The organism is Actinoplanes auranticolor (assembly GCF_018332655.1).
Classification (GTDB): domain Bacteria; phylum Actinomycetota; class Actinomycetes; order Mycobacteriales; family Micromonosporaceae; genus Actinoplanes; species Actinoplanes auranticolor.
On record NZ_BOQL01000061.1, the window covers coordinates 67,671 to 92,707 of the forward strand.

General features: G+C 71.3%; 27 protein-coding genes. 21 read left to right on the forward strand and 6 right to left on the reverse strand.

Annotated features, from left to right (window positions below):
- Positions 1-127: 127 nt before the first annotated feature.
- Genes Aau02nite_RS34805 through purB form a run of 3 tightly spaced genes read left to right on the forward strand, consistent with a single transcriptional unit; the run spans position 128 to position 3,407 of the window.
- On the forward strand, positions 128-670 hold the full coding sequence (locus Aau02nite_RS34805; protein WP_246595659.1) for an ArsR/SmtB family transcription factor: 543 nt from the start codon (positions 128-130) through the stop codon (positions 668-670).
- Positions 667-1,989 (forward strand): MFS transporter, encoded by a 1,323-nt coding sequence (locus Aau02nite_RS34810; RefSeq protein WP_212992867.1) that lies wholly within the window; start codon positions 667-669, stop codon positions 1,987-1,989. Before Aau02nite_RS34805 ends, Aau02nite_RS34810 begins: the two co-directional genes overlap by 4 nt.
- Positions 1,986-3,407 carry an adenylosuccinate lyase gene (gene purB, locus Aau02nite_RS34815; protein WP_212992868.1) on the forward strand — a complete coding sequence of 474 codons (1,422 nt, stop codon included), beginning with the start codon at positions 1,986-1,988 and terminating at the stop codon, positions 3,405-3,407. Before Aau02nite_RS34810 ends, purB begins: the two co-directional genes overlap by 4 nt.
- A gap of 57 nt (positions 3,408-3,464) precedes the next feature.
- Here the strand turns inward: purB and Aau02nite_RS34820 are convergent, their stop codons facing one another.
- On the reverse strand, positions 3,465-4,148 hold the full coding sequence (locus Aau02nite_RS34820) for a S1 family peptidase (RefSeq protein ID WP_212992869.1): 684 nt from the start codon (positions 4,146-4,148) through the stop codon (positions 3,465-3,467).
- Positions 4,149-4,472: 324 nt separating this feature from the next.
- Between Aau02nite_RS34820 and purS the strand changes: the two genes are divergently transcribed.
- The 4 genes from purS to Aau02nite_RS34840 all read left to right on the forward strand — a co-directional run bounded on the left by purS (position 4,473) and on the right by Aau02nite_RS34840 (position 8,829).
- Positions 4,473-4,739: a phosphoribosylformylglycinamidine synthase subunit PurS gene (purS, locus tag Aau02nite_RS34825; protein ID WP_212992870.1), complete on the forward strand. Its 267-nt coding sequence runs from the start codon at positions 4,473-4,475 to the stop codon at positions 4,737-4,739.
- Entirely contained in the window at positions 4,736-5,449 is a 714-nt protein-coding gene (gene purQ, locus Aau02nite_RS34830) for a phosphoribosylformylglycinamidine synthase subunit PurQ (protein WP_212992871.1), read from the forward strand. The genes purS and purQ overlap by 4 nt, the downstream gene beginning before the upstream one ends.
- Positions 5,446-8,136 (forward strand): phosphoribosylformylglycinamidine synthase subunit PurL, encoded by a 2,691-nt coding sequence (gene purL, locus Aau02nite_RS34835; RefSeq protein ID WP_246595660.1) that lies wholly within the window; start codon positions 5,446-5,448, stop codon positions 8,134-8,136. The genes purQ and purL overlap by 4 nt, the downstream gene beginning before the upstream one ends.
- A gap of 102 nt (positions 8,137-8,238) precedes the next feature.
- Entirely contained in the window at positions 8,239-8,829 is a 591-nt protein-coding gene (locus Aau02nite_RS34840) for an HAD family hydrolase (RefSeq protein WP_212992872.1), read from the forward strand.
- A 139-nt stretch (positions 8,830-8,968) separates the two neighbouring features.
- On the opposite strand, the gene Aau02nite_RS34845 is transcribed toward Aau02nite_RS34840, so the two are convergent.
- Complete coding sequence (locus Aau02nite_RS34845) at positions 8,969-11,116, reverse strand: carboxypeptidase-like regulatory domain-containing protein (RefSeq protein ID WP_212992873.1); 2,148 nt, start codon at positions 11,114-11,116, stop codon at positions 8,969-8,971.
- A gap of 161 nt (positions 11,117-11,277) precedes the next feature.
- Here Aau02nite_RS34845 and Aau02nite_RS34850 point away from each other — a divergent pair, with 161 nt between their 5' ends.
- From Aau02nite_RS34850 to amcA, 5 genes are all read left to right on the forward strand, one after another.
- Positions 11,278-11,640 carry a sterol carrier family protein gene (locus Aau02nite_RS34850; RefSeq protein WP_246595661.1) on the forward strand — a complete coding sequence of 121 codons (363 nt, stop codon included), beginning with the start codon at positions 11,278-11,280 and terminating at the stop codon, positions 11,638-11,640.
- 78 nt (positions 11,641-11,718) lie between these two features.
- Positions 11,719-13,329 carry an amidophosphoribosyltransferase gene (purF, locus tag Aau02nite_RS34855; RefSeq protein WP_212992874.1) on the forward strand — a complete coding sequence of 537 codons (1,611 nt, stop codon included), beginning with the start codon at positions 11,719-11,721 and terminating at the stop codon, positions 13,327-13,329.
- 98 nt (positions 13,330-13,427) lie between these two features.
- Complete coding sequence (purM, locus tag Aau02nite_RS34860; protein WP_212992875.1) at positions 13,428-14,579, forward strand: phosphoribosylformylglycinamidine cyclo-ligase; 1,152 nt, start codon at positions 13,428-13,430, stop codon at positions 14,577-14,579.
- 196 nt (positions 14,580-14,775) lie between these two features.
- Positions 14,776-15,879: a cyclophane-forming radical SAM peptide maturase AmcB gene (gene amcB / locus Aau02nite_RS34865; RefSeq protein WP_212992908.1), complete on the forward strand. Its 1,104-nt coding sequence runs from the start codon at positions 14,776-14,778 to the stop codon at positions 15,877-15,879.
- Positions 15,848-16,072 (forward strand): multiple cyclophane-containing RiPP AmcA, encoded by a 225-nt coding sequence (gene amcA, locus Aau02nite_RS34870; RefSeq protein WP_212992876.1) that lies wholly within the window; start codon positions 15,848-15,850, stop codon positions 16,070-16,072. The genes amcB and amcA overlap by 32 nt, the downstream gene beginning before the upstream one ends.
- Before the next feature lie 128 nt (positions 16,073-16,200).
- On the opposite strand, the gene Aau02nite_RS34875 is transcribed toward amcA, so the two are convergent.
- A complete protein-coding gene (locus Aau02nite_RS34875) occupies positions 16,201-16,419 on the reverse strand; it encodes a DUF3073 domain-containing protein (protein ID WP_212992877.1) in 219 nt (72 codons plus the stop codon).
- 180 nt (positions 16,420-16,599) lie between these two features.
- Positions 16,600-17,679: a Glu/Leu/Phe/Val family dehydrogenase gene (locus tag Aau02nite_RS34880; RefSeq protein ID WP_212992878.1), complete on the reverse strand. Its 1,080-nt coding sequence runs from the start codon at positions 17,677-17,679 to the stop codon at positions 16,600-16,602.
- A gap of 267 nt (positions 17,680-17,946) precedes the next feature.
- On the opposite strand from Aau02nite_RS34880, the gene Aau02nite_RS34885 reads away from it, so the two are divergent.
- Both Aau02nite_RS34885 and Aau02nite_RS34890 read left to right on the forward strand, forming a co-directional pair.
- On the forward strand, positions 17,947-18,786 hold the full coding sequence (locus tag Aau02nite_RS34885) for a DUF8083 family protein (protein ID WP_212992879.1): 840 nt from the start codon (positions 17,947-17,949) through the stop codon (positions 18,784-18,786).
- 302 nt (positions 18,787-19,088) lie between these two features.
- Positions 19,089-19,298, forward strand: coding sequence for a BldC family transcriptional regulator (locus Aau02nite_RS34890; RefSeq protein WP_014687221.1), 210 nt, complete (start codon positions 19,089-19,091; stop codon positions 19,296-19,298).
- A 100-nt stretch (positions 19,299-19,398) separates the two neighbouring features.
- On the opposite strand, the gene Aau02nite_RS34895 is transcribed toward Aau02nite_RS34890, so the two are convergent.
- Positions 19,399-19,770: a PPOX class F420-dependent oxidoreductase gene (locus Aau02nite_RS34895; protein WP_212992880.1), complete on the reverse strand. Its 372-nt coding sequence runs from the start codon at positions 19,768-19,770 to the stop codon at positions 19,399-19,401.
- Between the two features lie 18 nt (positions 19,771-19,788).
- Between Aau02nite_RS34895 and Aau02nite_RS34900 the strand changes: the two genes are divergently transcribed.
- From Aau02nite_RS34900 to Aau02nite_RS34915, 4 genes are read left to right on the forward strand one after another with little or no spacing between them, the layout of a single operon-like run.
- On the forward strand, positions 19,789-20,565 hold the full coding sequence (locus Aau02nite_RS34900) for a class I SAM-dependent methyltransferase (protein WP_212992881.1): 777 nt from the start codon (positions 19,789-19,791) through the stop codon (positions 20,563-20,565).
- Positions 20,562-21,125: an RNA 2'-phosphotransferase gene (locus tag Aau02nite_RS34905; RefSeq protein WP_212992882.1), complete on the forward strand. Its 564-nt coding sequence runs from the start codon at positions 20,562-20,564 to the stop codon at positions 21,123-21,125. The genes Aau02nite_RS34900 and Aau02nite_RS34905 overlap by 4 nt, the downstream gene beginning before the upstream one ends.
- A gap of 56 nt (positions 21,126-21,181) precedes the next feature.
- Positions 21,182-21,751, forward strand: a complete 570-nt coding sequence (locus Aau02nite_RS34910; protein WP_212992883.1) for a hypothetical protein — start codon at positions 21,182-21,184, stop codon at positions 21,749-21,751.
- 14 nt (positions 21,752-21,765) lie between these two features.
- Entirely contained in the window at positions 21,766-23,043 is a 1,278-nt protein-coding gene (locus Aau02nite_RS34915) for a PrsW family intramembrane metalloprotease (protein WP_246595662.1), read from the forward strand.
- A gap of 25 nt (positions 23,044-23,068) precedes the next feature.
- Here the strand turns inward: Aau02nite_RS34915 and Aau02nite_RS34920 are convergent, their stop codons facing one another.
- The gene (locus Aau02nite_RS34920; RefSeq protein WP_212992885.1) at positions 23,069-23,317 is read right to left on the reverse strand and encodes a hypothetical protein; all 249 of its coding nucleotides are present in this window, start codon (positions 23,315-23,317) and stop codon (positions 23,069-23,071) included.
- A 177-nt stretch (positions 23,318-23,494) separates the two neighbouring features.
- Between Aau02nite_RS34920 and Aau02nite_RS34925 the strand changes: the two genes are divergently transcribed.
- From Aau02nite_RS34925 to Aau02nite_RS34935, 3 genes are all read left to right on the forward strand, one after another.
- On the forward strand, positions 23,495-23,893 hold the full coding sequence (locus Aau02nite_RS34925; protein ID WP_212992909.1) for a hotdog fold thioesterase: 399 nt from the start codon (positions 23,495-23,497) through the stop codon (positions 23,891-23,893).
- 79 nt (positions 23,894-23,972) lie between these two features.
- Positions 23,973-24,365, forward strand: coding sequence for a hypothetical protein (locus tag Aau02nite_RS34930; protein WP_212992886.1), 393 nt, complete (start codon positions 23,973-23,975; stop codon positions 24,363-24,365).
- Positions 24,362-25,036, forward strand: a complete 675-nt coding sequence (locus tag Aau02nite_RS34935; RefSeq protein ID WP_212992887.1) for a DUF2786 domain-containing protein — start codon at positions 24,362-24,364, stop codon at positions 25,034-25,036. Before Aau02nite_RS34930 ends, Aau02nite_RS34935 begins: the two co-directional genes overlap by 4 nt.
- Position 25,037: the final 1 nt, after the last annotated feature.

Genomic DNA, 25,037 nt, shown 5'->3' on the forward strand with positions numbered 1-25,037 from the left:
TGGACCTTTCGGGATGAGCGCCAGACCTACTCGCGAGTAACCCTAGCGATAACCGCGTAGTCCTGCAGTGTCTCAACCCCCCAACGAGTGTTGGACAGTGAGGTCCGTCTCTCCTAGACTCCCCAACATGTCTTTGGGAGATGCGCGCCGGCAGGCCCGGCTGCGAGCCATGGCCCATCCCGTCCGCCTGCGGATGCTCTCGCTGCTCACCGGTTCGTCGCTCACCGCCGCCGATGTTGCTCGCGAGCTCGGTCTCACCCACGCCAACGCCAGCTACCACCTGAGGAATCTGCTCAGTGCCGGCCTGATCGTGCAGGCCGGCGAGGAGCGCATCCGGGGTGGCGTCGCCAAGCGCTACCGGTACGACGCTGACCGCGACCGCGAGCGTGAACGCGAGACCATGGTCGGCCAGCATCACGCCGACACGCAGCGCGCGCTGTTCGCGGCAGTCGCCGACGAGCTGGTCCGCCGCACGGCCGAGGCCGACTGGTCGGTCGGCGGGTCGATGACCGATGCCGAGCTCTGGGTGGACCCGCAGGTCTTCGCCGAGATCCGCGACCGCATCGCCCGGGCCAGCCGCGACCTGCACGACGCGGCCAAGGCACCGCGCGCCCCCGGCACCGTCCGCACCAGCACGACCATCGCGATGTTCCGCATGGAAGAGCCGTGAGCGCGCTCGCGCCGCTGCGCCATGCCCCGTTCCGTTTCCTGCTCGCGGGCCGCACGATCAGCTCCTTCGGCAACGCCGTCGCGCCGGTCGCGCTGGCCTTTGCCGTCCTCGACCTCACCGGCTCGGCCAGCGACCTCGGCCTGGTCGTCGGCGCGCGGATGTCCGTCAACGTGCTGTTCCTGCTCTTCGGCGGTGCGCTGGCCGACCGGATGCCGAAACATCACCTGATGGTGGGCGCCAGCATCGCGGCAGCCGTCACCCAGGCGGCGGTGGCCGTGCTGGTGCTCTCCGGCACGGCGACGATCCCGTGGCTGGTCGTCCTGTCCGCGGTCAACGGCATGGTCAGCGCGCTGGCCTTGCCCGCTTCGTCGTCGATCGTGCCGCAGCTCATCCCGGCGGACGTCCGCCAGCAGGCGAACGCGCTGAACCGGCTGTTCTTCAACGGTGCCTACATCGCCGGTGCGCCGCTGGGCGGCATCCTCGTGGCGAGCGTCGGGCCGGGATGGGGGATCGCGGTGGATGCGGCGGCATTCGCCCTGTCGGCGGTCGCCTTCGCCCTGCTCCGCATCCCAGCTCTCGCGGAGGCCGCGCCCGCGGATGCCGCGCCTGGCAGGGATGGCGGTGCCGGTCCGCAGCCGGCCCTGGCGGGTCCCGCGCCGGCCCGGAGCAGCATCGTCGCGGATCTGCGCGGCGGCTGGACCGAATTCCGCAGCCGCACCTGGTTGTGGGTGGTGGTCGCCGGCTTCAGCGTGATCAACGCCTGCCTCAGCGGCGGCATGTCCGTCCTCGGGCCGGTGGTCGCCGACGACACCGTCGGCCGCCGGGCCTGGGGTTTCGTGCTCGCCGCGCAGACCGTCGGCATGGTGCTCGGCGCCGTCGTCGCCATGCGGATCAACGTGGTCCGGTTGCTGCTGTTCGGGGTCGTCTGCACCGCTTTCGAGGTTCTGCCCATGCTCACCCTCGGCATCGCCCCGCATCTCGGGTTGCTGCTGGCGGCCGCGTTCCTCGCCGGACTCGGCATCGAGCAGTTGGCAGTGGCGTGGGAGACGACGATGCAGGAGTACGTCCCGGCTGACAAACTCGCGCGCGTCTACTCGTACGACATGGTCGGGTCCTTCGTCGCTATCCCGGTCGGTCAGGTCCTGGCCGGGCCGATCGCCCAGGTCGTGGGGGTCCAGCCGACGCTCGTCGGCGCGGCCGCCCTGATCGGGCTCGCCGTGGCCGGCATGCTGGCCAGCCGGGACGTGCGTAATCTGCGGCACCACCGGCCGACGAGCCCGGAGCCCGCCGCGGCCGCCATGGAAGAATCGGTCCGGTGAGCATCCCGAACGTCCTCGCCAGCCGCTACGCGTCCGCCGACCTCGCCGACCTCTGGTCGCCGGAGGAGAAGATCCGGATGGAGCGCCGGCTGTGGCTCGCGGTCCTGCGGGCCCAGCGCGACCTCGGGGTCGCGCTGCCGGACGGGGTCGTCGAGGCGTACGAGGCAGTGGTCGATGATGTGGATCTCGCGAGCATCGCGGCGCGGGAGCGGGTCACCCGGCACGACGTGAAGGCGCGCATCGAGGAGTTCAGCGCGCTGGCCGGGCACGAGCACATCCACAAGGGCATGACCTCCCGCGACCTCACCGAGAACGTCGAGCAGTTGCAGATCCGGGCCTCGCTGGAGCTGGTCCGCAGCCGGATCGTCACCACGCTGGCCCGGCTCACCGAGCGCGCCCTGGAACACAGCGACCTCGTCCTGACCGGCCGGTCGCACAACGTCGCGGCCCAGGCGACCACGCTGGGCAAGCGGTTCGCGAGCGCGGCCGAGGAGCTGCTGATCGCGTACGAGCGCCTGGACGATCTGCTCCGCCGTTACCCGCTGCGCGGCATCAAGGGCCCGGTCGGCACCGCCGCCGACCAGCTCGACCTGCTCGACGGCGACGCGGACAAGCTCGCCGAGCTGGAGCGCAAGGTCGCCGCGCACCTCGGCTTCGAGCGGGTGCTGGCCAGCGTCGGCCAGGTCTACCCGCGCTCGCTCGACTTCGACGTGGTGTCCGCGCTGGCCCAGGTGGTGGCGGCGCCGTCGTCGCTGGCCACCACGATCCGGCTGATGGTGGGCCAGGAGCTGGTCACCGAGGGCTTCAAGGCCGGTCAGGTCGGCTCGTCGGCGATGCCGCACAAGATGAACACGCGCTCCTCGGAGCGGGTCAACGGCCTCGCGGTGATCGTCCGCGGGTACCTGTCGATGGTCGGCGAGCTGGCCGGCGACCAGTGGAACGAGGGTGACGTCTCCTGCTCGGTCGTGCGCCGGGTGGCTCTGCCGGACGCGTTCTTCGCCACCGACGGGCTGTTCCAGACGTTCCTGACCGTGCTCGACGAGTTCGGCGCCTACCCGGCCGTCATCGCCCGCGAGCTGGACCGCTTCCTGCCGTTCCTCACCACCACCAAGCTGCTGGTGGCCGCCGTGCGCAAGGGCGTCGGCCGGGAGGTGGCGCACGAGGTCATCAAGGAGCACGCGGTGGCGGTGGCGCTGGCGATGCGGGAGAAGGGCATCGCGGAGAACGATCTCTTCGACCGGCTGGTGGCCGACGGTCGCCTGCAGTTGTCCCGCGCCGAGATCGATGCTCTGGTGGCGGACCGGGCGGCCTTCGTGGGTGCGGCTCCGGCCCAGGTCCGGGCGGTGGCGGAACGGGTGGCGGCGATCGTGGCGCAGCACCCGGAGGCGGCCGAGTACACGCCGGCGGCGATTCTGTAGGTACGTGATGCCGTCGGGGGGCGGCGGAGCGAGTCTCACCGCCCCCCGACGGAATTCTCAGACGCCCGCGACCGAGGTGATCCACGCCCGGTTGTAGGCGACGCTGCCGTAGTACTGCCGGCTCTGGCCGTCCGCCGTCGAGGCCACGCCGACCTGCGCGCCGTTGTAGACCTGCGGGCCGCCGGAGTCGCCGCGCCACGCGTTGCCGTTGATCGCGGTGGAGCCGATCGCCCGGCCGCCGTACGCGTCGGTCTGGTTGGTCGAGGTGACCCGGACGTTGGCGGTCTTCAGCGTGGTCGAGGCGCCGCAGCCGCTGTAGCAGGTCTGGCCCCAGCCGTAGAGCGAGTTGGTCGAGCCCACCGGCGGGTACGCGCTCGACAGCGGCATGTAGGTGGTGGAGACCGAGCTGCTCAGCCGCATCAGGGCCAGGTCGTAGCGGGTGCTGGTGGAGCTCACCGTACGGGTGACCCCGCCGGACGTCCGGTTCACGCTGCCGATCCGCACCGACATCGTGCCGTTGATGCAGTGCCGGGCGGTCAGGACGTAGTTGGCCGAGATGATCGTGCCGGAGCAGGTGAAGCTGCCGTTGCTGAGCACCGCGGCGGCCCAGGGCGCCGACGCGACGGTGCTGCCGCCGATGATGAGGTCCGGTCCGGGCTCGACGGCATGGGCGGCGGCGGGGGCGGCCAGGATGCCGGTCAGGGCGGTGGCCAGAGAGGCGACGACGATGCGGATGCGCACGCCGGGCTCCTTCCAAGGGGTCTGTCGATGGGGGGATGCATCGAACTTGATCGACTGAACGCTATGACCCGGGGCACCCGCCGGACAAGACTCCAATTGACACCTATCACCGTGTGATGGGGGTAGTCGCGTACCGTGAGCCGGCGACACCATCGAGTGATCTTGCCGTGGCGGAGATCACGGTCGAGATTCGCTGCTCAGCGGCCCTGGCGTCGGCCTGCCGACACCGGCCGATGGGTCGATCGGGAGTCGCACAAGGTAGGCTTTGGCCGCTCGCCCCTTAGAGGGCCACCCAACTGCGCACCTACACAGTCAGGAGTGCCCGTGGCTCGCGTCGTCGTCGACGTCATGCTCAAGCCGGAGATCCTCGATCCGCAGGGCCAGGCAGTCGCCAACGCGCTGCCACGGCTCGGGGTCAGTGCCGTCTCCTCCGTACGCATCGGGCGCCGCATCGAGATCGAGTTCGACGGTGAACCCGACCTCGACACGGCCCGCGAGATCGCCGACAAGCTGCTCGCCAACCCGGTCATCGAGGACTTCTCGATCCGGGTCGACGAGCCTGCCGGTGACACCGCTCTCGAGAGCGCGTGACCATGCGGATCGGAGTCGTCACCTTCCCCGGTTCGCTCGACGACGGTGACGCGGCCCGCGCCGCGCGTATCGCCGGCGCCGATGCCGTCCGTCTCTGGCACGGCGATCCGGACCTGCACGGCGTCGACGCCGTGGTCCTGCCCGGCGGTTTCTCCTACGGCGACGCCCTGCGTTGCGGCGCGATCGCCCGGTTCGCCCCGGTCATGGAGACCATCGCCGACGCGGCCCGCGGCGGCCTGCCGGTGCTCGGCATCTGCAACGGCTTCCAGATCCTCTGCGAGGCCCACCTGCTGCCCGGCGCGCTCACCCGCAACCAGCACCTGCACTTCCGCAACCGCGACCAGCACCTGCGCGTCACCAGCACGTCGACGGCCTGGACCAACGGCTTCACCGAGGGGCAGGAGATCCTGATCCCGGTGAAGAACGGCGAAGGCTGTTTCGTCGCGGACGAGCGCACCCTGGACGAGCTCGAGGCCGAGGGCCGGATCGTCGCCCGCTACACGCGCGGCAACCCGAACGGCTCGCAGCGCGACATCGCCGCGATCACCAACGCGGCCGGCAACGTGGTCGGCATCATGCCGCACCCGGAACACGCGGTGGAGGCGCTGACCGGTCCGTCGCTCGACGGCCTCGGCTTCTTCACCTCAGCCCTGCGGTACCTGGCCGGGTCGGCCGCGGGCGGGCAGCTCACAGGGGGAGCCCAGCGATGACCACCCAGCACGACACGGCGACCAGCGGGGCGACGGCGCCCCCGGAGGTGCCGCAGCAGCCGGCCAACGCCAAGCCGGGTGGCTTCGCCGCCACCGACGTGCTGATCAACCAGTTCGACGGGGGTCCCGACACCGTCGAGCGGGCGCTCAACACCAGCGACGAGCTCCAGCCGCACGCCGAGCTCGGCCTCAAAGACGACGAGTACGACCGGATCCGGCAGATCCTCGGCCGCCGTCCGACCGCCTCCGAGCTGGCGATGTATTCGATCATGTGGAGCGAGCACTGCTCCTACAAGTCGAGCAAGGTGCACCTGCGCCAGTTCGGCGAGAAGGCCCCCAAGAACACCCGGATGCTGGCGGGCATCGGGGAGAACGCGGGCGTCGTGCAGATCTCCGACGAGATCGCCGTCACCTTCAAGGTCGAGTCGCACAACCACCCGAGCTTCGTGGAGCCGTACCAGGGCGCGGCCACCGGCGTCGGCGGCATCGTCCGCGACATCCTCGCCATGGGTGCCCGCCCGATCGCGGTGATGGACCCGCTGCGCTTCGGCGCCGCGGACCACCCGGACACCGCGCGGGTGCTGCCCGGCGTGGTCGCCGGCATCGGCGGCTACGGCAACTGCCTGGGCCTGCCCAACATCGGTGGCGAAATCGTCTTCGACCCCTGCTACCAGGGCAACCCGCTGATCAACGCGCTGAGCATCGGTGTCATGCCGGTCGAGCGCCTGCAGCGCAAGGAAGCGGCCGGCGTCGGCAACGTCGTCGTGCTGCTCGGCGCGCGCACCGGGCGTGACGGCATCGGCGGCGTCTCCGTGCTCGCCTCGGCGACCTTCGACGAGGGCGCCGAGCAGCGCCGCCCGTCGGTGCAGGTCGGCGACCCGTTCATGGAGAAGCTGCTGATCGAGAGCTGCCTCGAGCTGTACGACGCGGGCCTGGTCGTCGGCATCCAGGACCTCGGCGGCGCGGGCCTGACCTGCGCGCTCACCGAGACCGCGGCGGCGGCCGGCACCGGTATGCGGGTCTACCTCGAGCGGGTGCCGCTGCGCGAGGCCTCGATGTCACCGACCGAGATCCTGGCCAGCGAGTCGCAGGAGCGGATGCTGCTGATCGTCGCGCCGGAGAAGCTCGACGAGGTGCTCAAGGTCGCCGAGAAGTGGGGCGTCTGGGCCACCGACATCGGCGAGGTCACCCCCAGCGAGACCGACGGCCAGCCCGGCCGCCTGGTGATCAGCTGGAACGACCACATCGTGGTGGACGTGCCGCCCGGCTCGCTCGCCGACGACGGCCCGGTCTACGCCCGGCCCATCCGCGAGCCCGCCGACCTGATCCTGCTGCAGGCCGACCGGGCCGAGACGCTGCCGCGTCCGTCCACCCCGGACGAGCTGCGCGAGACGCTGCTGCGGATGATCGCGTCGCCGAACCTGTGCGACAAGAGCTGGGTCACCGAGCAGTACGACCGGTACGTGCTCGGCAACACCGTGCTCGCCCAGCCCGAGGACGCCGGCGTGCTGCGCATCGACGAGCGCACCGGGCTCGGCGTGGCGCTGTCCGTGGACGGCAACGGCCGCTACACGCGGCTCGACCCGTACGAGGGTGCGCGGCTCGCGCTGGCTGAGGCGTACCGCAACGTCGCTGTCACCGGCGCCGAGCCGATCGCCGTCACCGACTGCCTGAACTTCGGTTCCCCCGAGGACCCGGCCGTCATGTGGCAGTTCGCCGAGGCCGTCCGTGGCCTGGCGGACGGCTGCCAGCAGCTCGGCATCCCGGTCACCGGCGGCAACGTCAGCTTCTACAACCAGACCGGGGCCGCCGCGATCCACCCGACCCCGGTGGTCGGCGTGCTGGGCATCCTCAACGACGTGGCCCGCCGTACCCCGATGGGCTTCCCGCCGCCGCCGACCGCGGAGGGCGACCTGCTCTTCCTGCTCGGCGACACCGAGTGCGAGCTGTCCGGCTCCGAGTGGGCGTGGGTCACCCACGGCCACCTGGGCGGACGCCCGCCGAAGGTGGACCTGGCGCACGAGCAGGCGCTGGGCCGGCTGATGGCGCAGGCCTCGGAACGCGAGCACATCGTCGCGGCGCACGACCTCTCCGACGGCGGTCTGGCCCAGGTGCTGGTCGAGTCCTGCCTGCGGCGCAACGTCGGCGCGCGGATCATGTTGCCGGAGCACGACGCGGCCGTCACGCCGTTCGTCTGGCTGTTCAGCGAGTCGGCGGGGCGCGCGCTGGTCGCGGTGCCGCGCGGGCACGACAAGGCCTTCGTAGCCCTGGCGGCGGAGCACAACGTCTCCTGCGTGCAGATCGGTGTCACCGCGGAGGAGCCGGTCCTCGACATCCACGACCAGTTCACCATCGGGCTGGACGAGGTGCGCGCGGCTTTCACGGCCACGATGCGCAACCTCTTCGGCGGACCGGCCGAGGGTGTCACCCGGCAGATCGCCGCCGTGGTCGAGGCCGCCGAGCTCGCGGCAGCCGAGCCGGCCGCGGAGGTCGAGGCGGCGGATGACGACCGGGCCACGGGTACGTCGGTCACGCTGGAGATCAGCGAGCCGGCCCACCCCGCGTCCGGTCCGGCCGACGAGGTTGCCGAGGTGCCGAGCGGCCCGGACGCGGATCCCGCGGTGACGCCGATCGACGCCGAGCCGGCAACGGCGAAGCCGGATGACCAGCCGGAGTCCAAGGCCTGACCCACGCGGCCACTCGCCGCACAGATCAACGATCAGCGCGCCACGGCTGGGCACCCGCCCGGACGTGGCGCGCTGTCGTGAGCGGCTCTATATCCTGCTGCGGTGCTGCTACCCCTGCCGGCCGGCGAGTTCCGGGCCTACCTGTTCGACTGCGACGGAACCATCGCGGACTCCATGCCCGTGCACTACCTCGCCTGGCAGCAGGCGCTGAAGGAGTGGGGCGGGGAGCTGCCCGAGGACCTCTTCTACGCCTGGGGCGGGCGGCCCGTCGTCGACATCATCGCCGACCTGAACCGGCAACAGGGCCTGAGCATGCCGGTCGAAACCGTCGCCGCCCGCCGGGAGGTTCTCTTCCAGGAGCTGCTGCCGACCGTCAGCGCCGTTCCGGGCGTGCTGGAGCACATCAACGAGGCCTTCGGGCGGATCCCGATCGCGGTGGTGTCCGGGAGCACCCGGGAATCCGTCACCGCCTCGCTCGGCGCGCTCGGCCTGACGGAGAAGTTCGACGCACTGGTCTGCGCCGGCGACTACCCGCGGGCCAAGCCGGACCCGGGCGCGTTCCTGCTGGCTGCGGAGCTGCTCGGGGTGGCGCCCCGGCACTGCCTTGTCTTCGAGGACACCGACTTGGGGATCCGGGCGGCCACCGCGGCGGGCATGGCCTCCGTCCGGATCCCCCCACCCTGGGAACGCTGAGCCGCCGCCGGCCCGGGCGCGTTGAGCCGCCGCCGGTCCGGGAACGCTCAGCCGTCGCCGAGATCGCGGCCGTCGTCGGGTAGGCGAAAGGCCGGCCCGTCGGGACGGGCCGGCCTGCTCGCTGCGTTGCTGCGGTGCGTCAGTCCTCGGGCCACTCGTTCGGCCGGCGCTGACCCGGGCGTCCACCGTCCCGCGGCTGACCGCCGTGGCGGCCACCCTGCTCCGGACCGCCGTAGTAGCCGGTCTGGTCGGCGGCGCCACCGGCGTAACCGCCCTGATCGTCGTAGCCACCCTGCGGCGGCTGCTGGCCCCGGCCCGCGCCCGGCTGGTCGTAGCCCTCCGGCCGGCCGTACGTGGCCCGCGGGTCGTAGCCCGCCGGATCGCCGCCGTAGCCACCACCGGCCGGAGCGGGAGCCCCGTAGGTGCCGCCGGCGGGTGCGCCACCGTAAGCCGGCGCACCGCCCTGGGCGCCGTAAGTGCCGCCGCCCTGAGCGCCACCGTAGGTGCCGCCACCAGCGGGCGCACCGTAGGCGTTGCCGCTGTCGATGCCGTCGGCCGCGCCACCCCAGCCGCCGTAGCCGGCCTGGTCGGCGGGCTCAGCGGCGGCACCGTACGCGCCGGCCGGGTAGCCGTTGCCACCCTGGTACGGCGCTGCGTGCCCCGGATCGACGTAGTCGTCAGCGCCCTGTGCGTAGCCCGCGTTCTGGCCGTAGGCCGGGTCCGCACCGCCGTAGCCGGCCTGGTCGCCGTAGCCCGCTTCGGCCGGGTAACCGCCGGCCGGCTCGGGCCGATACATGCCGGTCGGCTCGTCGTAGCGCTGGGCCGGCGGCTCGTAGCCACCCTGGGCGCCGTATCCGGCGTCGTTGTAGCCGGCCTGGTCGCCGTAGCCGGCGGGCTGACCCGGGCCGTAGCCGTTGCCGGCGTACCCGTGGTCGTCCTGGTCGGCGTAGCCACCCGGCTGGGCCGGGGCCGGAGCACCGCCGTACTGGGTCGCCGTGCCGTACGCCGGAGCACCCTGCGCGGCACCGTAAGCACCGGCTGCCCCGGCTGCCCCGGCAGCGCCCGCCGCGCCGGCCGTGCCCCAGCCACCGGGCGCGTTGTAGCCGCCGCCCTGAGGCATCGGCGCGCCGTACGGGTCCGGGAACTCGTCCACGGGCGGTGCCGCCTGGTGGATCATCGTGGGGGCATCCGCCATGGACGGTGCGCCCGAGCGCGGGGCGATCATCGTGGCGTCGCTGACCCGGCCACCCGCCGGAGCGGCGAGCCGCGTCTCGTCGGCACCGCCGTAGCGTCCGGCCGGGGCCGGAACCGCACCGCCGGCCGCCGCGCCGTCCGGCTCGTCGGCGTCCTCGTTGGACTTGCGGCGCATCAGCACCAGCACGATCGCGCCGATGCCGGCCGCCACCAGCAGGCCGCCGAGGATGATGAAGAGCAGCGATCCGGAGCCCTCGTCCTCGCCGGATTTGGGCGCGGCGTCCAGCAGCGCCGCGGACTCGTCGGTCACGGGCTCGGAGGCCTCGTCGGTGGCTTCGTCGGCGGGTTCCGTGGTAGCGCTGGGCGACGGGGACGGGCTCGAGGTCTTCGGCGCGGCCTTCGACTTGAGGGTCAGCGGCACGTTGATCGACTTGCCGGCTGCGCCCTGGGCGTTGACCGAGGCGAGCTCGTAGCCGTCCTTCGTGGCGCCGACGGCCATCGCGCCCACGGAGATCGGCTTGCTGTCCGATGACGTGAACGAGTAGCCGCCGTCACCGTTGGTGTTGGTCTGGTACTGGTGGCCCTGGCTGTCGCGCAGCCCCACCAGCGCACCGGACACAGCCTTGCCGTCCTGGTCCTTGACCCGGCCGCTGACCTGCCGCACGGTCTGCGGCTTGTCGGGGCCGCGCACGATGACCTGCCTGCTGTCGCTGTCGCTGTCATTGCCGACGGTGGCGGTGATGGTGACCGTGATCCGCTTGGTCTCACCCGGTGCGACGTTGCCGGCGATGAGCTTCGTCGAGAAGGTCCGCGGCGGCCCGGGGGTGACCTGCTGTTCGAAGGTGCACCCCGGTTCGCACTTCATGCCGGGGGCGTTGACCTGAACCTCGACGTTGGCGTCGCCGGCCTTGTTCTCGACCGCGTAACCGATGGTGGTAGAGCCACCGGACGTGATGTCGGCGGGCTCCAGGCTCACGACGGAGATCGACGGGTCGTCGGCCCGGGCGGCTGAGGGTGCGACGACGAGAACGCCACCGACCAGCGCCAGGAACGCACCGGCCTGGAGAGCCCTGGCTCGTAGGTGCGTTGTCACGTCCACCGCCTTCCGGGTCGCGCGGGCCTCGGGCTGCCTTCGAAATGCCCTATGGATCCCGCGACGAGTACACACCGTCGGCCACTATGCCCTGTCGTAGGTCCTCTGCGCGACCCAGGGCCGCCGGGTTCTTGTCCAACCAGGGGTCGTATTGTCCCGACGTGTCTCCTGCGCACAATAAATCCGAGCCCGTCGGCGCCGCCCTGGACGCGCTCGACCGGGGCGCCGAACCGGAGCGGACGGTGCTGCGTGACGCCGTGCGCGCGCTCCTGAGCGAGCTGGCGCGGACTGCGCCGGGCCGATCGGTGGAGGTCCGTATTCCACCTTTCGGTGCGATTCAGTGTGTCACCGGGCCACGGCACACCCGCGGCACACCGCCCAATGTGGTGGAGACCGATCCGATGACCTGGCTGCTGGTCGCCACCGGCCGCCTGACCTGGGTCGATGCGGTGGCCTCGGGACGGGTACGGGCCAGCGGGATACGCACAGATCTCACTCCGTACCTCCCTGTGCACCCGCGTTGAGTGGTCTCCGTCTCGCGTACACTGGGCCGTCGGAACAGACCAGCAAGTCCGAGCAGATCAGCATGAGGGAGCAAGCGCGTGCCCCGAGGCGACGGCCGGTTGACCGACGATCTCGACCCCCAGGACCGCGGACCCCAGGATGCCTGCGGCGTCTTCGGTGTCTGGGCCCCGGAGGAAGAGGTCGCGAAACTCACCTATTTCGGGCTCTTCGCACTGCAGCACCGGGGTCAGGAGGCGGCGGGCATCGCCGTCAGCGACGGCTCGGGTGTGGTGGTCTACAAGGACCTCGGCCTGGTCTCGCAGGTCTTCGACGAGCCCACCCTGGCGAGCCTGCGCGGGCACCTGGCCATCGGCCACACCCGTTACTCGACCACCGGCGGCTCGAACTGGGAGAACGCCCAGCCGACGATCCGGGCCACCACCGCGGGCACGACCATCGCGCTGGCCCACAACGGCAACCTGGTCAACACCTCCGAGCTGGCCCGTGAGGTCGCCGAGCGCGGTCTCGAGGCCGACATGGGCACCTCCGACACCGCGCTGGTGACCACCCTGCTGGCCAGCCGCCCGGACCTGTCGGTCGAGGCCGCGGCGCTCGAGGTGCTCCCGCGGCTGCGGGGCGCGTTCAGCTTCGTCTTCATGGACGAGAGCACGCTGTACGCCGCCCGCGACGCCCAGGGCGTACGCCCGCTGGTGCTCGGCCGGATGGAACGCGGCTGGGCCGTGGCCAGCGAGACCGCCGCCCTGGACATCGTCGGGGCCAGCTTCGTCCGCGAGGTGGAGCCCGGCGAGATCATCGCGATCGACGAGCACGGCCTGCGCTCGACCCGGTTCGCCGCGCCGGAGCCCAAGGGCTGCCTCTTCGAGTACGTCTATCTGGCCCGTCCGGACACCACCATCGCCGGCCGCAACATCTACTCGGCGCGCGTCGAGGTGGGCCGCAAGCTCGCCAAGGAGCACCCGGTCGAGGCCGACCTGGTCATCGGCGTCCCGGAGTCGGGCATCCCGGCCGCGATCGGCTACGCCGAGGCCTCCGGCATCCCGTACAGCGCCGGCTTCATGAAGAACGCCTACGTCGGCCGTACCTTCATCCAGCCCTCGCAGACCATCCGCCAGCTCGGCATCCGGCTCAAGCTCAACCCGCTGCGCGAGGTCGTCCGGGGCAAGCGGATCGTGGTGATCGACGACTCGATCGTGCGCGGCAACACCCAGCGCGCCCAGATCCGGATGCTGCGCGAGGCCGGCGCCCTCGAGGTGCACGTCCGCATCTCCTCGCCGCCGGTGAAGTGGCCGTGTTTCTACGGCATCGACTTCGCCACCCGCGCCGAGCTGATCGCCAACGGCCTGGAGATCGACGGCATCCGCCGCTCGATCGGCGCCGACTCGCTCGGTTACGTTTCGCTGGACGGCCTGGTGCAGGCGACCGAGCAGCCGAAGACACGCCTGTGCATGGCCTGTTTCGATGGTCAGTACCCGATCGAGCTGCCGGCCGGTCACCTGATCGGCAAGCACGTGCTCGAGGGTGTGGGCAAGCGGGCCGCGCTGCCCACCACGACCGTCCAGGCCACCAATGCTGCGGTGGCCGGTCTGGAGCGGGAGTATGAGGACGAGCAGTACGCCGAGGGCGAGCGGGAATCCGCGGAACCCCTGGTGGGCAGCCCGGGCGGCGTCGACGCCCTGCGTCGCCCGTAACCTCAGGACCGCTGGAACCTCAGCATCACCACAACAGTCGTAGACAGCGGCACCGTCAGCTGCAACCGCGCGGAGAGCCGCGCACTAAGGGGAGAACCGTGACGCACGTGTCCGAGCGCAACAGTGCCGGATCCAACGGCTCTGAAGGCGCCGACCACCAGCCGTGGTCGGCGGGTGCCGGCCGGCCCGGCCGCAAGCGCACGGTGACGTATGCGGATGCCGGGGTCTCCATCCACGCCGGTGAGCGCGCGGTCGAGCTGTTGAAGTCCAAGGTCAAGAAGACCACCCGCCCCGAGGTCATGGGCGACCTGGGCGGCTTCGCGGGCCTGTTCAAGCTCAACACCCAGAAGTACAAGAGCCCGATCCTGGCCTCGTCCACGGACGGCGTCGGCACCAAGCTGGTCATCGCCCAGCAGCTCGACATCCACGACACCATCGGCATCGACCTGGTCGCCATGGTCGTCGACGACCTGGTGGCCTGCGGTGCCGAGCCGCTGTTCCTGCTCGACTACATCGCCTGCGGCGAGGTCGTGCCGGACAAGGTGGCCGAGATCGGCGCGGGCATCGCCGACGGCTGCCGGTACGCCGGCTGTGCCCTGCTGGGCGGCGAGACCGCCGAGCACCCGGGCGTGCTGCGCCCGGACGAGTACGACGTGTCGGCGACCGGTGTCGGCGTGGTCGAGGAGAGCGAGATCCTCGGCGCCCACCGGGTCGAGATCGGTGACGCGGTCATCGCGATGCGCTCGTCGGGTCTGCACTCCAACGGCTACTCGCTGGTGCGGCACGTGCTGCTGGGCGCCGGCCGGATGCGGCTGGACACGGTGGTGGAGGACTTCGGCAAGCAGCGCACCCTCGGCGAGGAGCTGCTCACCCCGACCAAGATCTACGCCAAGGACTGCCTCGGCCTCATCGAGGAGACCGACGTCCGCGCGTTCTCGCACGTCACCGGCGGTGGCATCCCGGGCAACCTGGTCCGGGTCCTGCCGGAGCACGTCGACGCGGTGGTGGACCGTTCCTCGTGGCGCCCGCAGTCGATCTTCGACCTGATCCAGGCCAAGGGCCGGATCGAGGACGTCGAGATGGAGGCCACGTTCAACATGGGCGTGGGCATGTTCGCGGTGGTCTCGGCCGACGACGCCGACCGCGCGATGGCCTACCTGACCGGCCGCGGCGTCGAGGCGTGGCAGGTCGGCGAGATCATCGAGGGCACCGGCCAGGTGCAGATGATGGGCCAGTACACCCGGGGCTGATCTCACCCGGGCCGGTCCGGTCGCGGGTGAGGCAATTCGGCCGCGAGTGGGGTATGGCCCGTCCTTGGTATGAAATGATCCGCGTGTGTCGATACGTCGGCACCGCGGATCTCTTTTTGGCCGGGAAGGTGGACGACGCCGCATAGCCTGACGACGGACGGGGGTGGATGCACCAGTGGCACAGCTGTGGAGCGGGATGCGGGGCATCTCGACGGTCCCCACCTACGTCGTCATGCAGCCCACCACGCTCTGCAACCTCGACTGTTCCTACTGCTACCTTCCCTTCCGCAAGATCGACCGGAAGATGCCGGTCGAGGTCGCGCAGGCGGTCGCCGAGTCGGTCAATCCCTGGTCGCGGACGGGCCGGTTCTCGGTCGTCTGGCACGGCGGCGAGCCCCTCGCAGCCGGCCGGGAGCACTTCGCCGCGCTGCTGGCACCGTTCGCGGCGGACGTCGAGCACCACGTGCAGACCAACGCGACACTGATCGACGACGCCTGGTGTGAGTTCTTCGCCGAGCACGGCATCCGGGTCAGCGTGAGCGTGGACGGGCCCGAGGCCCGTAACGGCGACCGGGTCACCCGTGGCGACAAGCCGGCCTACGACCGGATCATGCGCGGCATCGACACGCTGCGCCGGCACGACCTCCCCTTCTCGGCGCTGTGCGTGGTCGCCCGGCCCGAGCCCGGCCTGGCCACCGAGCTGTACGCCTACTTCCTCGAGCTGGGGTGCGACGTCCTCGGCATCAACATCGAGGAACTGGAAGGCGTCAACCTGCGGGACAACCGGCACCCCGAGGCGGCCGTCACGGCCTTCTGGGCCGAGCTGGTCGGGGCCTGGCGTCGTGACCCCCGCATCCACCTGCGCGAGATCGAGTGGTCCCTGCGGTACGCGGCCGCGGTGCTGGACGGCACGGCCGACACCGTACTGCCGCGCCGGCTGGACCCGATCCCCACCGTGGCCGAGGACGGTTCGGTCGTGCTGCTCTCCCCGGAGCTGGCCGGCTTCTCCGATCCCCGGTACGGCGACTTCTCCAGCGGTAACGTGCTGACGACCCCGTTGGCCGAGATCCTGGAACGGGCCACCGAGACGCCCTGGATCCGCGAGTTCCTCGACGGGGTCGAGAGCTGTCGCGCCCAGTGCCCCTACTTCGGCTTCTGCGGCGGCGCGCACGCGGCGAACCGCTACTTCGAGCACGGCAGGTTCGACGTCACCACGACGGAGCACTGCCGGAACAGCAAGATTCGCCTACTGGAGGGAGTGCTGGACCATGCCCGAGATCACGAGCCCACGGCTGTCTGACCGCGTGGAGACGGATCCCGTGACGGCACGGGTGCAGGAGACCCGGTCCGGGCTGGCCGCCCTCATCGAGGAGGCGGCGGAGGCCCGGGAACGGCGCTCGGAGAGCACGACGAAGGACGGCTCGGCGGTGTGCGCCTGGAACCACTTCGAGAACATCCCGACGTTCTACAACTGGAACAACCGTCCCCGTTGAGTAGCGGCTCTGAAGCCCACGCGGTCTTCAACCCGCGTGGGCATCATTGCCGTCGGAATGGCTACGGAACGACCACGACACACTGAAGCACGCGGTAAGCCGCGTGCTCTGTGCAATCCTCGTTCGGGTCAGCGCCTTGTCGGCGACCAGGGATCCTGGTCGTCGTCCGCGTCGTCCTCGTCATCGTCATCGACGAACTGATCATTGTCGTCGACAAACTGATGGTCGGACTTACCACCGGCACCCGCCAGTTCGCGCTGCAAGGCGGTGAGGTCGGTGTTCGGGGAGTGGTACTTCAACTCCCGGGCCACCTTCGTCTGCTTGGCCTTAGCACGGCCGCGCCCCATGGCTCGACCCCCTCGCACAGAATTCGGGGCAGCCCGAAGGCGGGCCCCGATGACGTCAGGCATCTCTCGTGGGTCTTACGGTACATGGGCGATGCCCGCTTCGGCACCTCGGGTTGCGTGTACCACCATCGCGCGTCGTCGCTCGTCATCGACCCGGCACGCGATGGTGGTACAAAACACTCAACTCAGGTAGATACTGCGCAGACGGCCTACCTCGGCCATCCGGCGTTCGGCGAGCCGGTCCGCGGCGACCGCGGGCGGCACACCCTCGGCGTCGGCCAGGCGCAGGATCTGCCCCGTGGTGTCGAAGATCCGGGTCGCCCGCAGCTTGGCGCGCTCGAAGTTGAAGCCCTCGATCTCGTCGGCCACCTGGATCACGCCGCCGGCGTTGACCACGTAGTCGGGCGTGTAGAGGATGCCGCGCTCCTCGAGCAGCTTCTCGATGCCCGGGTGCGCCAGCTGGTTGTTGGCGCCGCCGGTGACGACCCTGGCCCGCAGGGCGGCCACGGTGTCGTCGTCCAGCGCGCCACCGAGCGCGCAGGGGGCGTACACGTCGATGTCGGCGGTGATCAGAGCCCGGGTGTCGGCCACCAGGTCGATCTGCGGGTACGTGGACCGGGCCCAGCTGAGGGCGGCCTCGCTGACGTCCGTCGCGACGACCGCGGCGCCGTCCTCGATCAGGTGACCCGCCAGATACTTGCCGACCTTGCCCAGCCCGGCGATGCCCACCCGGCGCCCGGCCAGGGTGGGACTGCCCCAGGTGTGCTCGGCCGCGGCCCGCATGCCCTGGAAGACACCCCAGGCGGTCAGGATGGAGGAGTCGCCGGCGCCACCGTGCTCGACGCTGCGACCGGTCACGTAGCGGGTCTCCCGGGCGATGACGTCCATGTCCGGGACGTACGTGCCGACGTCGCAGGCGGTGTAGTAACGCCCGTGCAGCGATTCCACGAACCGCCCGTACGCGCGCAGCAGCCCCTCGCTCTTGATCCTGTTGGGATCGCCCCAGATCACGGCCTTGCCGCCACCCAGGTCGAGCCCGGCGAGCGCGTTCTTGTACGCCATCCCGCGGGAGAGGTTCAGCGCATCGGTGATCGCCGCTTCCTCGTTCTCGTACGGGTAGAACCGGGTGCCGCCCAGCGCCGGCCCGAGGGCCGTCGAGTAGATGCCGATGATCGCCTTGAGGCCGGTCTGCCGGTCCTGGCAGAAGACGACCTGTTCGTGCCCGGTGGCGTCGCTGCCCTCGGTGTCGAACACACTCATTTTGTGGCTCTCCTGGTAGTGACGGGGCCCTCGTGAGGCCGGTGGCCGGCGGGGTGGGCCGGATACGACCGAGCCTAGACGGATCACGGGGCGGCGGCCCGCACAGCGAGGGTGGCCTGCGCGGATCGACGGACGGCTGCCGCGCGCCCTTTCTCCCTGCCCGGAACGGCCGCCTTGCCATCCGTCGCCGAGCTGATCGGGGGGTGACTGCACAACGGCGGCGACGGTAGGGGCGGTTGCCGCCGAACTCGTGAAAGGATCGGCGGCGTGCCGTCACTGTTCGCGTCGTACCTGCGGATTTACGAACCGCTGACCGCCTTCGACCGGGACCGCCAGGTTTTCTGGCGCCGCTATGCGCGGGAGGGCCGGGCGCTCGGTCCGGTCGAGGGCCCCGTCCGGCAGCGCACCGCCGTCCTGGAGGCGCTGGGCGCGGGCTGGACCCGGCTGCCCGACCTGCCCGACGAGGCGTACGTCCTGGAATGGGGCGACACCCTGCTGGTCTGTCCCTGGAACCTGCGCCTGCGGGTCGCCGAAGCGGCACTGAACGCCCGCGACGGTGTGCCGAGCGTGCTGGCGGACGCCTTCGTGCCGCCGGTGCTGGCCGGGCAGGCCAAGGCGATCGTGGAGGACTGGCGCAGCGGGGCCAAGGTGCTCGAGCGCGGGGTGCCCCGGGTGCACGAGCAGATTGCGACGTGGGGCGTACCGCTGCGCTGGTTCGTCTTCGTCGACCTGGACGAGCGGGAGATCAGCCTGGCCGACGGGCGGCGCACGCTGCGCTACCGCACGGAGATCTCCAAGGCCCGCCGCCGCGCCCACCGTGCCGTCTCGGTGCTGCGCAAGTCGCTGGGCGACGCCCCGATCACCGAGGCGGTGGAGGAGGGCACGCGGTGGCTGGAGGAGTTCCATCCCCGGTCGATCGTCGAGCTCGACTACGGCGGCCTGACCGGGCTGCTCAGTGCGGAATCCCTGGCCGAGGACGACTCCCCGGGCCTGGTGGCGGCCGGTGTCTCGGCACTGTCGCGCGGTGACGCGGACGCAGCGACGGAGGCCTACGAGAAGCTCGTCGCCCGGTGGCGCGCGGTGCAGTTGCTCGAACGCTGCAACTGATCGACGTTTGTGACCGTCTGACCAGGGAATATGGGACGAACGGGCACGGATTACCGTGCTGGGAAGCGCTCTCTAGGCGAACACTCTTCGTGATCGCCGTCCCGCGAAGCGTGATAATCGGTCCAAACAAGACACTTTCTGGCGTAGAAAACAGGTAAAAATCGGGCATGCTTCAACCGTCTATCTAGGGACGTTCGGCCGTTCGGCCCATGTCGGACATCGGGGACTAGCCGGACCATGAGAGACGCACCGGCCGGCGGGACCCCGGCCGATGTCTTTAGGTACCTGTGGAGGAGTGACCGATGGCATCGCGTACGCATGATCCTGAGCCGCTACTCACGCCGGCCGAGGTGGCGTCGATGTTCCGTGTCGACCCGAAAACCGTCACCCGGTGGGCCAAGGCGGGCAAGCTCAGCGCAATTCGCACCCTGGGCGGGCACCGTCGCTACCGTGAGTCGGAGGTTCGCGCCCTGCTGCAGGGGCAGATCCCCACGCAGCGTCAGGGCGACTGAAACCGCAGTCGACCGAGAGATCGATAAAGGGGCGAATGCCAGGCCGGCAGTCGCCCCTTCTTCGTCTTCCGACCGAGGTCGCGCTGAGGAGACTCCGCGCTCAGGAGACGAGGATGGCGAGAGTGCCGTCCGCGCCGCGGCGCAGCTTGCTGCCCAGCAGAGACAACCGGCCCATCAGGCCGTACTTGCGCTTGAGCCCCTGGGTGACCCGGTGCAGGTCGGCCGCGTCGCCGATGCGCGCCTCGGCCTCGATCGCGGCGCCCCGGACGTTGCCCCGCACGTCGCAGGCCGCCACGGTCACCCGGCCGCTGTTGCGGATCCGCTTGACCTTGCCGGTGCCGGCCGGCGTCCAGAACGCCAGTCCGGGGCCGTCGGGCACGACCCACAGCGGGGTCGGCACAGCCCGGCCGTCGCGGCGGAACGTCGTCAGAAGGACGTACTTCTCCGCGCCGAGTTGCTCGAACGTCGCCATGGACCAAGAGTAGTGGCAATGGATCAACCTGTTATCGGCGACGTGTTCGGCGAGATGATCCGGGACGCCTACGCGGTGCACACCGGGATCGGGCCACGACCCCTGGCCGGCGGCCGGGTGCCGCGGCCGGTCATCGAGATCATCGAACGCGACGACGGACTGATCAACGGCGCGCCCGCGGAGCACTACCTGGCCGCGCCGGCCGACTGGCAGCCGCACGACCACCGGGCGCTGCGCCTGGTCCGCGGCGCGGCGCTGGACATCGGGGCCGGGGCCGGGCGTACGGCGCTGGAACTGCAGCAGCGCGGCACGGCGGTCACCGGGCTGGACACCTCGGCCGGGGCGATCGAGGTGGCGCGCAAGCGGGGACTGCGGGACACGGTGCTCAACACCGTCGACGCGTACGCCCGCTCGGCTGCCCGCTACGACACGTTCCTGCTGCTCGGCAACAACCTGGGGCTGATCGAGGGGCCGGAGCGGGCCCCGGCCTTCCTCGCCGCGCTGGCCGAGCTGGCCCGGCCGGGCGCCCGGATCATCGCCCAGGGCACCGACCCGTACGGCACCACGGATCCCGTGCACATGGCCTACCACCAGCGCAACCGGGACCGGGGACGGCTCGGTGGCCAGCTGCGCCTGCGGCTGCGTTACCGCCTGCTGGCGACGGAGTGGTTCGACTACCTCAACTGCTCGGTCGAGGAGCTCGACGGGCTGCTGGCCGGCACCCGGTGGCGGCTCAAATCCGTCGACACCGAGGACCGGCCTTACTACCTTGCGGTCATGGAGCTGCGACCATGAGCACGGTGCTGACCCGCGAGCAGGTCCGGCTCAGCAAACGGCTGTCGCTCGTGCTGCGGCACCGGCCCGAGACAGCCGGGCTCACCCTCGACGCGAACGGCTGGGTGCCGGTCGCGGAGCTGCTCGCCGCGCTGCGGATCTCCCGGGACGAGCTCGACGTCGTGGTGGAGCACAACGACAAGTCCCGGTTCGCGATCACCCCGGGTGCCGACGGCGTCGAACGCATCCGGGCCCAGCAGGGGCACTCGCGGCGGGTGCACGTCGATCTCGGTCTGCCACCGGTCGAGCCGCCCGCGGTCCTCTTCCACGGCACGCCTCGCGCCAACCTGGCTCCGATCCTGCGGGAAGGTCTGCGCCCGCGCAGCCGCCAGCACGTGCACCTCTCACCCGACGTGGCGACCGCCCTGGTGGTCGGCCGGCGCCGGGCCACGAACGTGGTCGTCCTCGAGGTGGAGGCGGGGGCCATGGCCGCGGCCGGACACGTGTTCCACCGCAGCCAGAACGGTGTCTGGTTGACCGCCGCGGTCCCTGCGGGGTTCATTCGCGAACGTTCGGAATAAACAGACAAAACGCACTCAACCGAGAGACCCTGGGAGTCGCCGGTTAGCGTATTGAGATGGGGTGGGTTACTCGGCGTCAGCTGATGAACCTCCTCGGTGCGCTCAGCCTCGTCCTGGCCCTCGCCGGACTCGGTGTCGGGCTGCCCGCCCTCGACCGGGCACTGCCCGCCGACCGCCCGGTCCCGACCGACCGCCCGTACGCGATCGGCGGTGGCGTCACGGTCGTCCCGCCGCCCGGATCACGCATCGACGTCACCGGGACCCGGCCCACCGACGACGCCGGCACGGCCCTGTTCCGGCTCGGTCCGGTGCGCTACCTGATCACCGTCCGGCGCTTCGAGGGTGACCTGGCGACCGCGGCGAACGGGCTGCGCCAGCGGATCACCGGCACCCCCGGCTACCAGGTCACCGGCACCGAGCTGACCGTCGCCACCGGCTCCGGCCTGGCCGGTCTGCAGGGCGGCTACACCGCGCCGGGCCGTGGCGGCCGGTACGCCGTCTTCGTCGCCGGCGGTCGCACCATCGAGGTCACCGTCAGCGGCGCCGACCTGGATCTGGGCCGCACCCTGCCGGCGATCGACGCGAGCACCCGGACCCTGCGCTACGACCCGGCCGACACCGGATGACGGCGGAGTCCCGCTTGCGCAGCGACCGCACCGCGCCCGTACAACCCGGCGCCGATCCCGGCGCGGGGCTGATCCGGCTGCCCGCCTTCTGGATCGTGCTCGCGCTGGTGGCGGCCGGGGGCGTCCGGATGGCACTGGTCGCGGGACGTTTCCTGGGCACGTACCCGCTGGCCACGCTGACCGCGATCGGGCTGTTCGCGCTGCTCGCCGTACCGTTCTGGTTCGTCCTCAGGGAGCTGGACTTCCTCGAGCGGGAGCCGCCCGCCCTGCTCGCGCTGGCCTGCGCCTGGGGTGGCCTGGTGGCCACGACCGTGTCGATCCCGGGCAGCGCGGCCCTCGACGATCTGGTCGCCAAGCTGGGCTCGCCGCACCTGGCCGCCGACTGGGGCGCCGCGCTGGCCGGCCCGACGGTCGAGGAGATCGCCAAGACCCTCGGCGTGGTCGCGATCGTGCTGGTGGCCCGGGCCCAGGTCAACAGCGTGCTCGACGGCGTGGTCTACGGCGCGATGGTGGGGCTGGGCTTCCAGATCATCGAGGACATCGTGTACGCGCTGGGCGCCGTCGCGCTGGCCGGCCGCGGCGACCACATCGAGCCGGTGATCACCACGTTCCTGCTGCGCGGCTTCCTCTCCGGGGTGTGGAGCCACACGCTCTTCGGCGCGCTGGCCGGCGCCGGCATCGGCTACCTTGTCGTGCGCGCCGACCGACCGTGGCGGATCCGGCTCGGAGTCGCCATGCTGGCCGTCTTCGGCGCGTGGGCCTCGCACTTCCTGTGGAACTCGCCGCTGTTGCGCGACGGCCTCGGCAACGGCGCGCTGGCCCTGCTCGCCGTGCTGGTCTGCAAGGGGCTGCCGCCGTTGCTGCTGGTCCTGCTGCTCGTCCGGGCCGCCCACGACCGGGAGGCCGACTACTACGCCGTGCAGCTGGCCAAGCTCGACGACCATGAGCTGATCACCCCGGCCGAGCTGGAGGCCCTCAAATCCGGGTCGCGGCGGGCCACTGCCCGCTGGCACGCGCGGACCCGGGCCGGCCTGCGGGCCCGGGCGGCGGTACGGCGGTTGCAACGCGCGCAGGCCCGGCTGGCGGTCGAGCTCAGCCGCGGCACCACCGACCTGGGTCCGTGGCAACGCGAGGCCCGCCGGCAGCGTCGCATCCTCGCCGCCCTCGGTCACCCGGAGGCTGTCGCACCCGACGGCAAGGGCCCGTGGCGGCGTACCGCCTCGGCGGTCTTCACCACGGCCCTCGCCATCGCGGTGCTGTGGGCCGCGATCAGCACGCTCGGCGGCGGCTGACGGCGGCCGGGCCGGCCGCCGTCGCTCAGACGGTCGGCGGGTGGCCCCCGTCGCCGTCGACGATCGTGTCCGGCGTGCCGTCCTGGTCGAGGTCGGCCATCGTGATGTCGACCAGGCCGTCGCCGTCGGTGTCGAACTGGAACAGGTCGGCCTTGCCGTCGCCGTCGGTGTCGGCGACCCAGACGTCCGGCTTGCCGTCGCCGTTCGTGTCGGTCGCCAGCAGGTCGACGCGGTCGTCGCCGCGGGTCTCGACGATCTCCTCGGGCTCGCTCATGGTGTCTCCTCAGGTGATGCGTCGCAGCGGATCTGACCAACGTAGGGCCCGGGTGCCCCCCTCGCGACCCGGACCGGCCCGACGATAGAGATCCACCGCCAACGGTGTGACCGATGTCGCTGGCTGGTCCGGAACTCACCGGTAACGTAGCCCGGCGTGACTACAGCGGCGGACGGCATGCAGCAGCTCTTCGGCAGCGGGGGCGGGGGAGCCCTGGGCGAGCGCATGGGCATCCAGATCACCGAGGCGACACCCGAACGGGTGGTCGCGACGATGCCGGTCGAGGGCAACACCCAGCCGTACGGTCTGCTGCACGGCGGAGCGTCCTGCGTGCTCGCCGAGACGCTCGGCTCGGTCGGGGCGGTGCTGCACGGCGCGACCGTGGATCGGCCGTTCGCGGTCGGCGTCGACATCAATGCCACGCATCACAAGGGGCTTCGCTCCGGGACGGTCACCGGGGTCGCGACGCCGGTGCACCGCGGCCGCACGGCGGTCACCTACGAGATCGTCATCACCGACGAGGACGGCGACCGGGTGTGCACCGCCCGCCTCACCTGCCTGCTGCGTGGCGCCTGAGTCCGGCCCGCGGTGGAAAACCCCTGCAGGATCGCTCCCTGAGCGGCATTTCTTGACGCATCCGCGTACCTTTTTCCTCGTGACGGACATACCACAGCACGCCCTGGACGACGCGACGCAGGTGCTCGACTGCGCGCTCAGCGGCGACAGCGACGCTGTGGTGGGCACCTTCGACGCCGTGGTCGACCGCTCGGGCGTCGTGGGGGCGTACGACGTGGCGTGGTGTCTCGCTGCGACGATGGTCGGACAGAACGTGCCCAGAGGCGGCGCCTGGACCCTCGACTTCCCCGGGATCGACGACGCGCGGTACGACAAGCGCTGGGTCGCCCGGTTCGTCAGCGCGTACGTCAACGGCGACATCTCCACCGGCGAGGCCCTCTTCGGCGCGGCCATCGCCGACGGCCAGCTCCCGGACTGCCTGCTCGCGCTGGCCGGTTCGACGGTGGCCACCCTGCGGCACCGGGCGGCATGAGCGACGATCCGCTGCTCGCCCGGGTCCGCAAGCTGCTCGCCAAGGCCGAGGATCCCGCGTGCACCCCGGCTGAGGCCGAGGCGTTCACCGCCAAGGCGGCCGAGCTCATCGCCAAGTACGGCGTCGACCAGGCGCTGCTGGCCGGGACCGATCCGGCCCTGGACCCGGTGGGGGACAGGGTGGTGACTGTGCTGGCGCCGTACGCCCGCGACAAAGCCGGCCTGCTCGGCGCGGTGGCCGTGGCGCTGCGCTGCCGGGTCGTCTACCTGGAACGGCGCAGCACGGCGCGGATCCACCTCTTCGGGCACGCCGCCGACCTGGAACGCGTCGAGCTGCTCTTCACCTCCCTGCTGGTGCAGGCGGCGCACGGCCTGGCCGCTACCGAGGTGCCGAGCTTCGACCACCCGGCCGCGTTCCGGCGGTCGTGGCTGGTGGGCTTCACCGAGGCGGTCCGGGCCCGGCTGACCGAGGCGGAACGCGCGGCGGCCGCGGACGCGCCCGGGGCCGAGCTGGTGCTGGTGGACCGGACCGAGTTGGTCGACCGGCGGCGCGACGAGACGTACCCGAATCTCATCCGGCTCGGGCCCCGGCGGCTGGCCGGTTCCGGCCGCCGGCAGGGTTACGCCGCGGGCCGGACAGCCGACCTCGGCGGCACCGGCCTGCCGGCCTGAG

Coding starts and splice junctions, on each gene's coding strand:
- Aau02nite_RS34875 (WP_212992877.1), bottom strand. CDS start 16,419: ATGGGGCGCGGCCGTGCTAAGGCCAAGCAGACGAAGGTGGCCCGGGAG.
- amcA (WP_212992876.1), top strand. CDS start 15,848: ATGCCCGAGATCACGAGCCCACGGCTGTCTGACCGCGTGGAGACGGAT.
- Aau02nite_RS34925 (WP_212992909.1), top strand. CDS start 23,495: ATGCAGCAGCTCTTCGGCAGCGGGGGCGGGGGAGCCCTGGGCGAGCGC.
- Aau02nite_RS34910 (WP_212992883.1), top strand. CDS start 21,182: ATGGGGTGGGTTACTCGGCGTCAGCTGATGAACCTCCTCGGTGCGCTC.
- purL (WP_246595660.1), top strand. CDS start 5,446: ATGACCACCCAGCACGACACGGCGACCAGCGGGGCGACGGCGCCCCCG.
- Aau02nite_RS34805 (WP_246595659.1), top strand. CDS start 128: ATGTCTTTGGGAGATGCGCGCCGGCAGGCCCGGCTGCGAGCCATGGCC.
- Aau02nite_RS34880 (WP_212992878.1), bottom strand. CDS start 17,679: ATGAGTGTGTTCGACACCGAGGGCAGCGACGCCACCGGGCACGAACAG.
- Aau02nite_RS34895 (WP_212992880.1), bottom strand. CDS start 19,770: ATGGCGACGTTCGAGCAACTCGGCGCGGAGAAGTACGTCCTTCTGACG.
- Aau02nite_RS34900 (WP_212992881.1), top strand. CDS start 19,789: ATGGATCAACCTGTTATCGGCGACGTGTTCGGCGAGATGATCCGGGAC.
- Aau02nite_RS34935 (WP_212992887.1), top strand. CDS start 24,362: ATGAGCGACGATCCGCTGCTCGCCCGGGTCCGCAAGCTGCTCGCCAAG.
- Aau02nite_RS34890 (WP_014687221.1), top strand. CDS start 19,089: ATGGCATCGCGTACGCATGATCCTGAGCCGCTACTCACGCCGGCCGAG.
- Aau02nite_RS34905 (WP_212992882.1), top strand. CDS start 20,562: ATGAGCACGGTGCTGACCCGCGAGCAGGTCCGGCTCAGCAAACGGCTG.
- Aau02nite_RS34920 (WP_212992885.1), bottom strand. CDS start 23,317: ATGAGCGAGCCCGAGGAGATCGTCGAGACCCGCGGCGACGACCGCGTC.
- amcB (WP_212992908.1), top strand. CDS start 14,776: ATGCGGGGCATCTCGACGGTCCCCACCTACGTCGTCATGCAGCCCACC.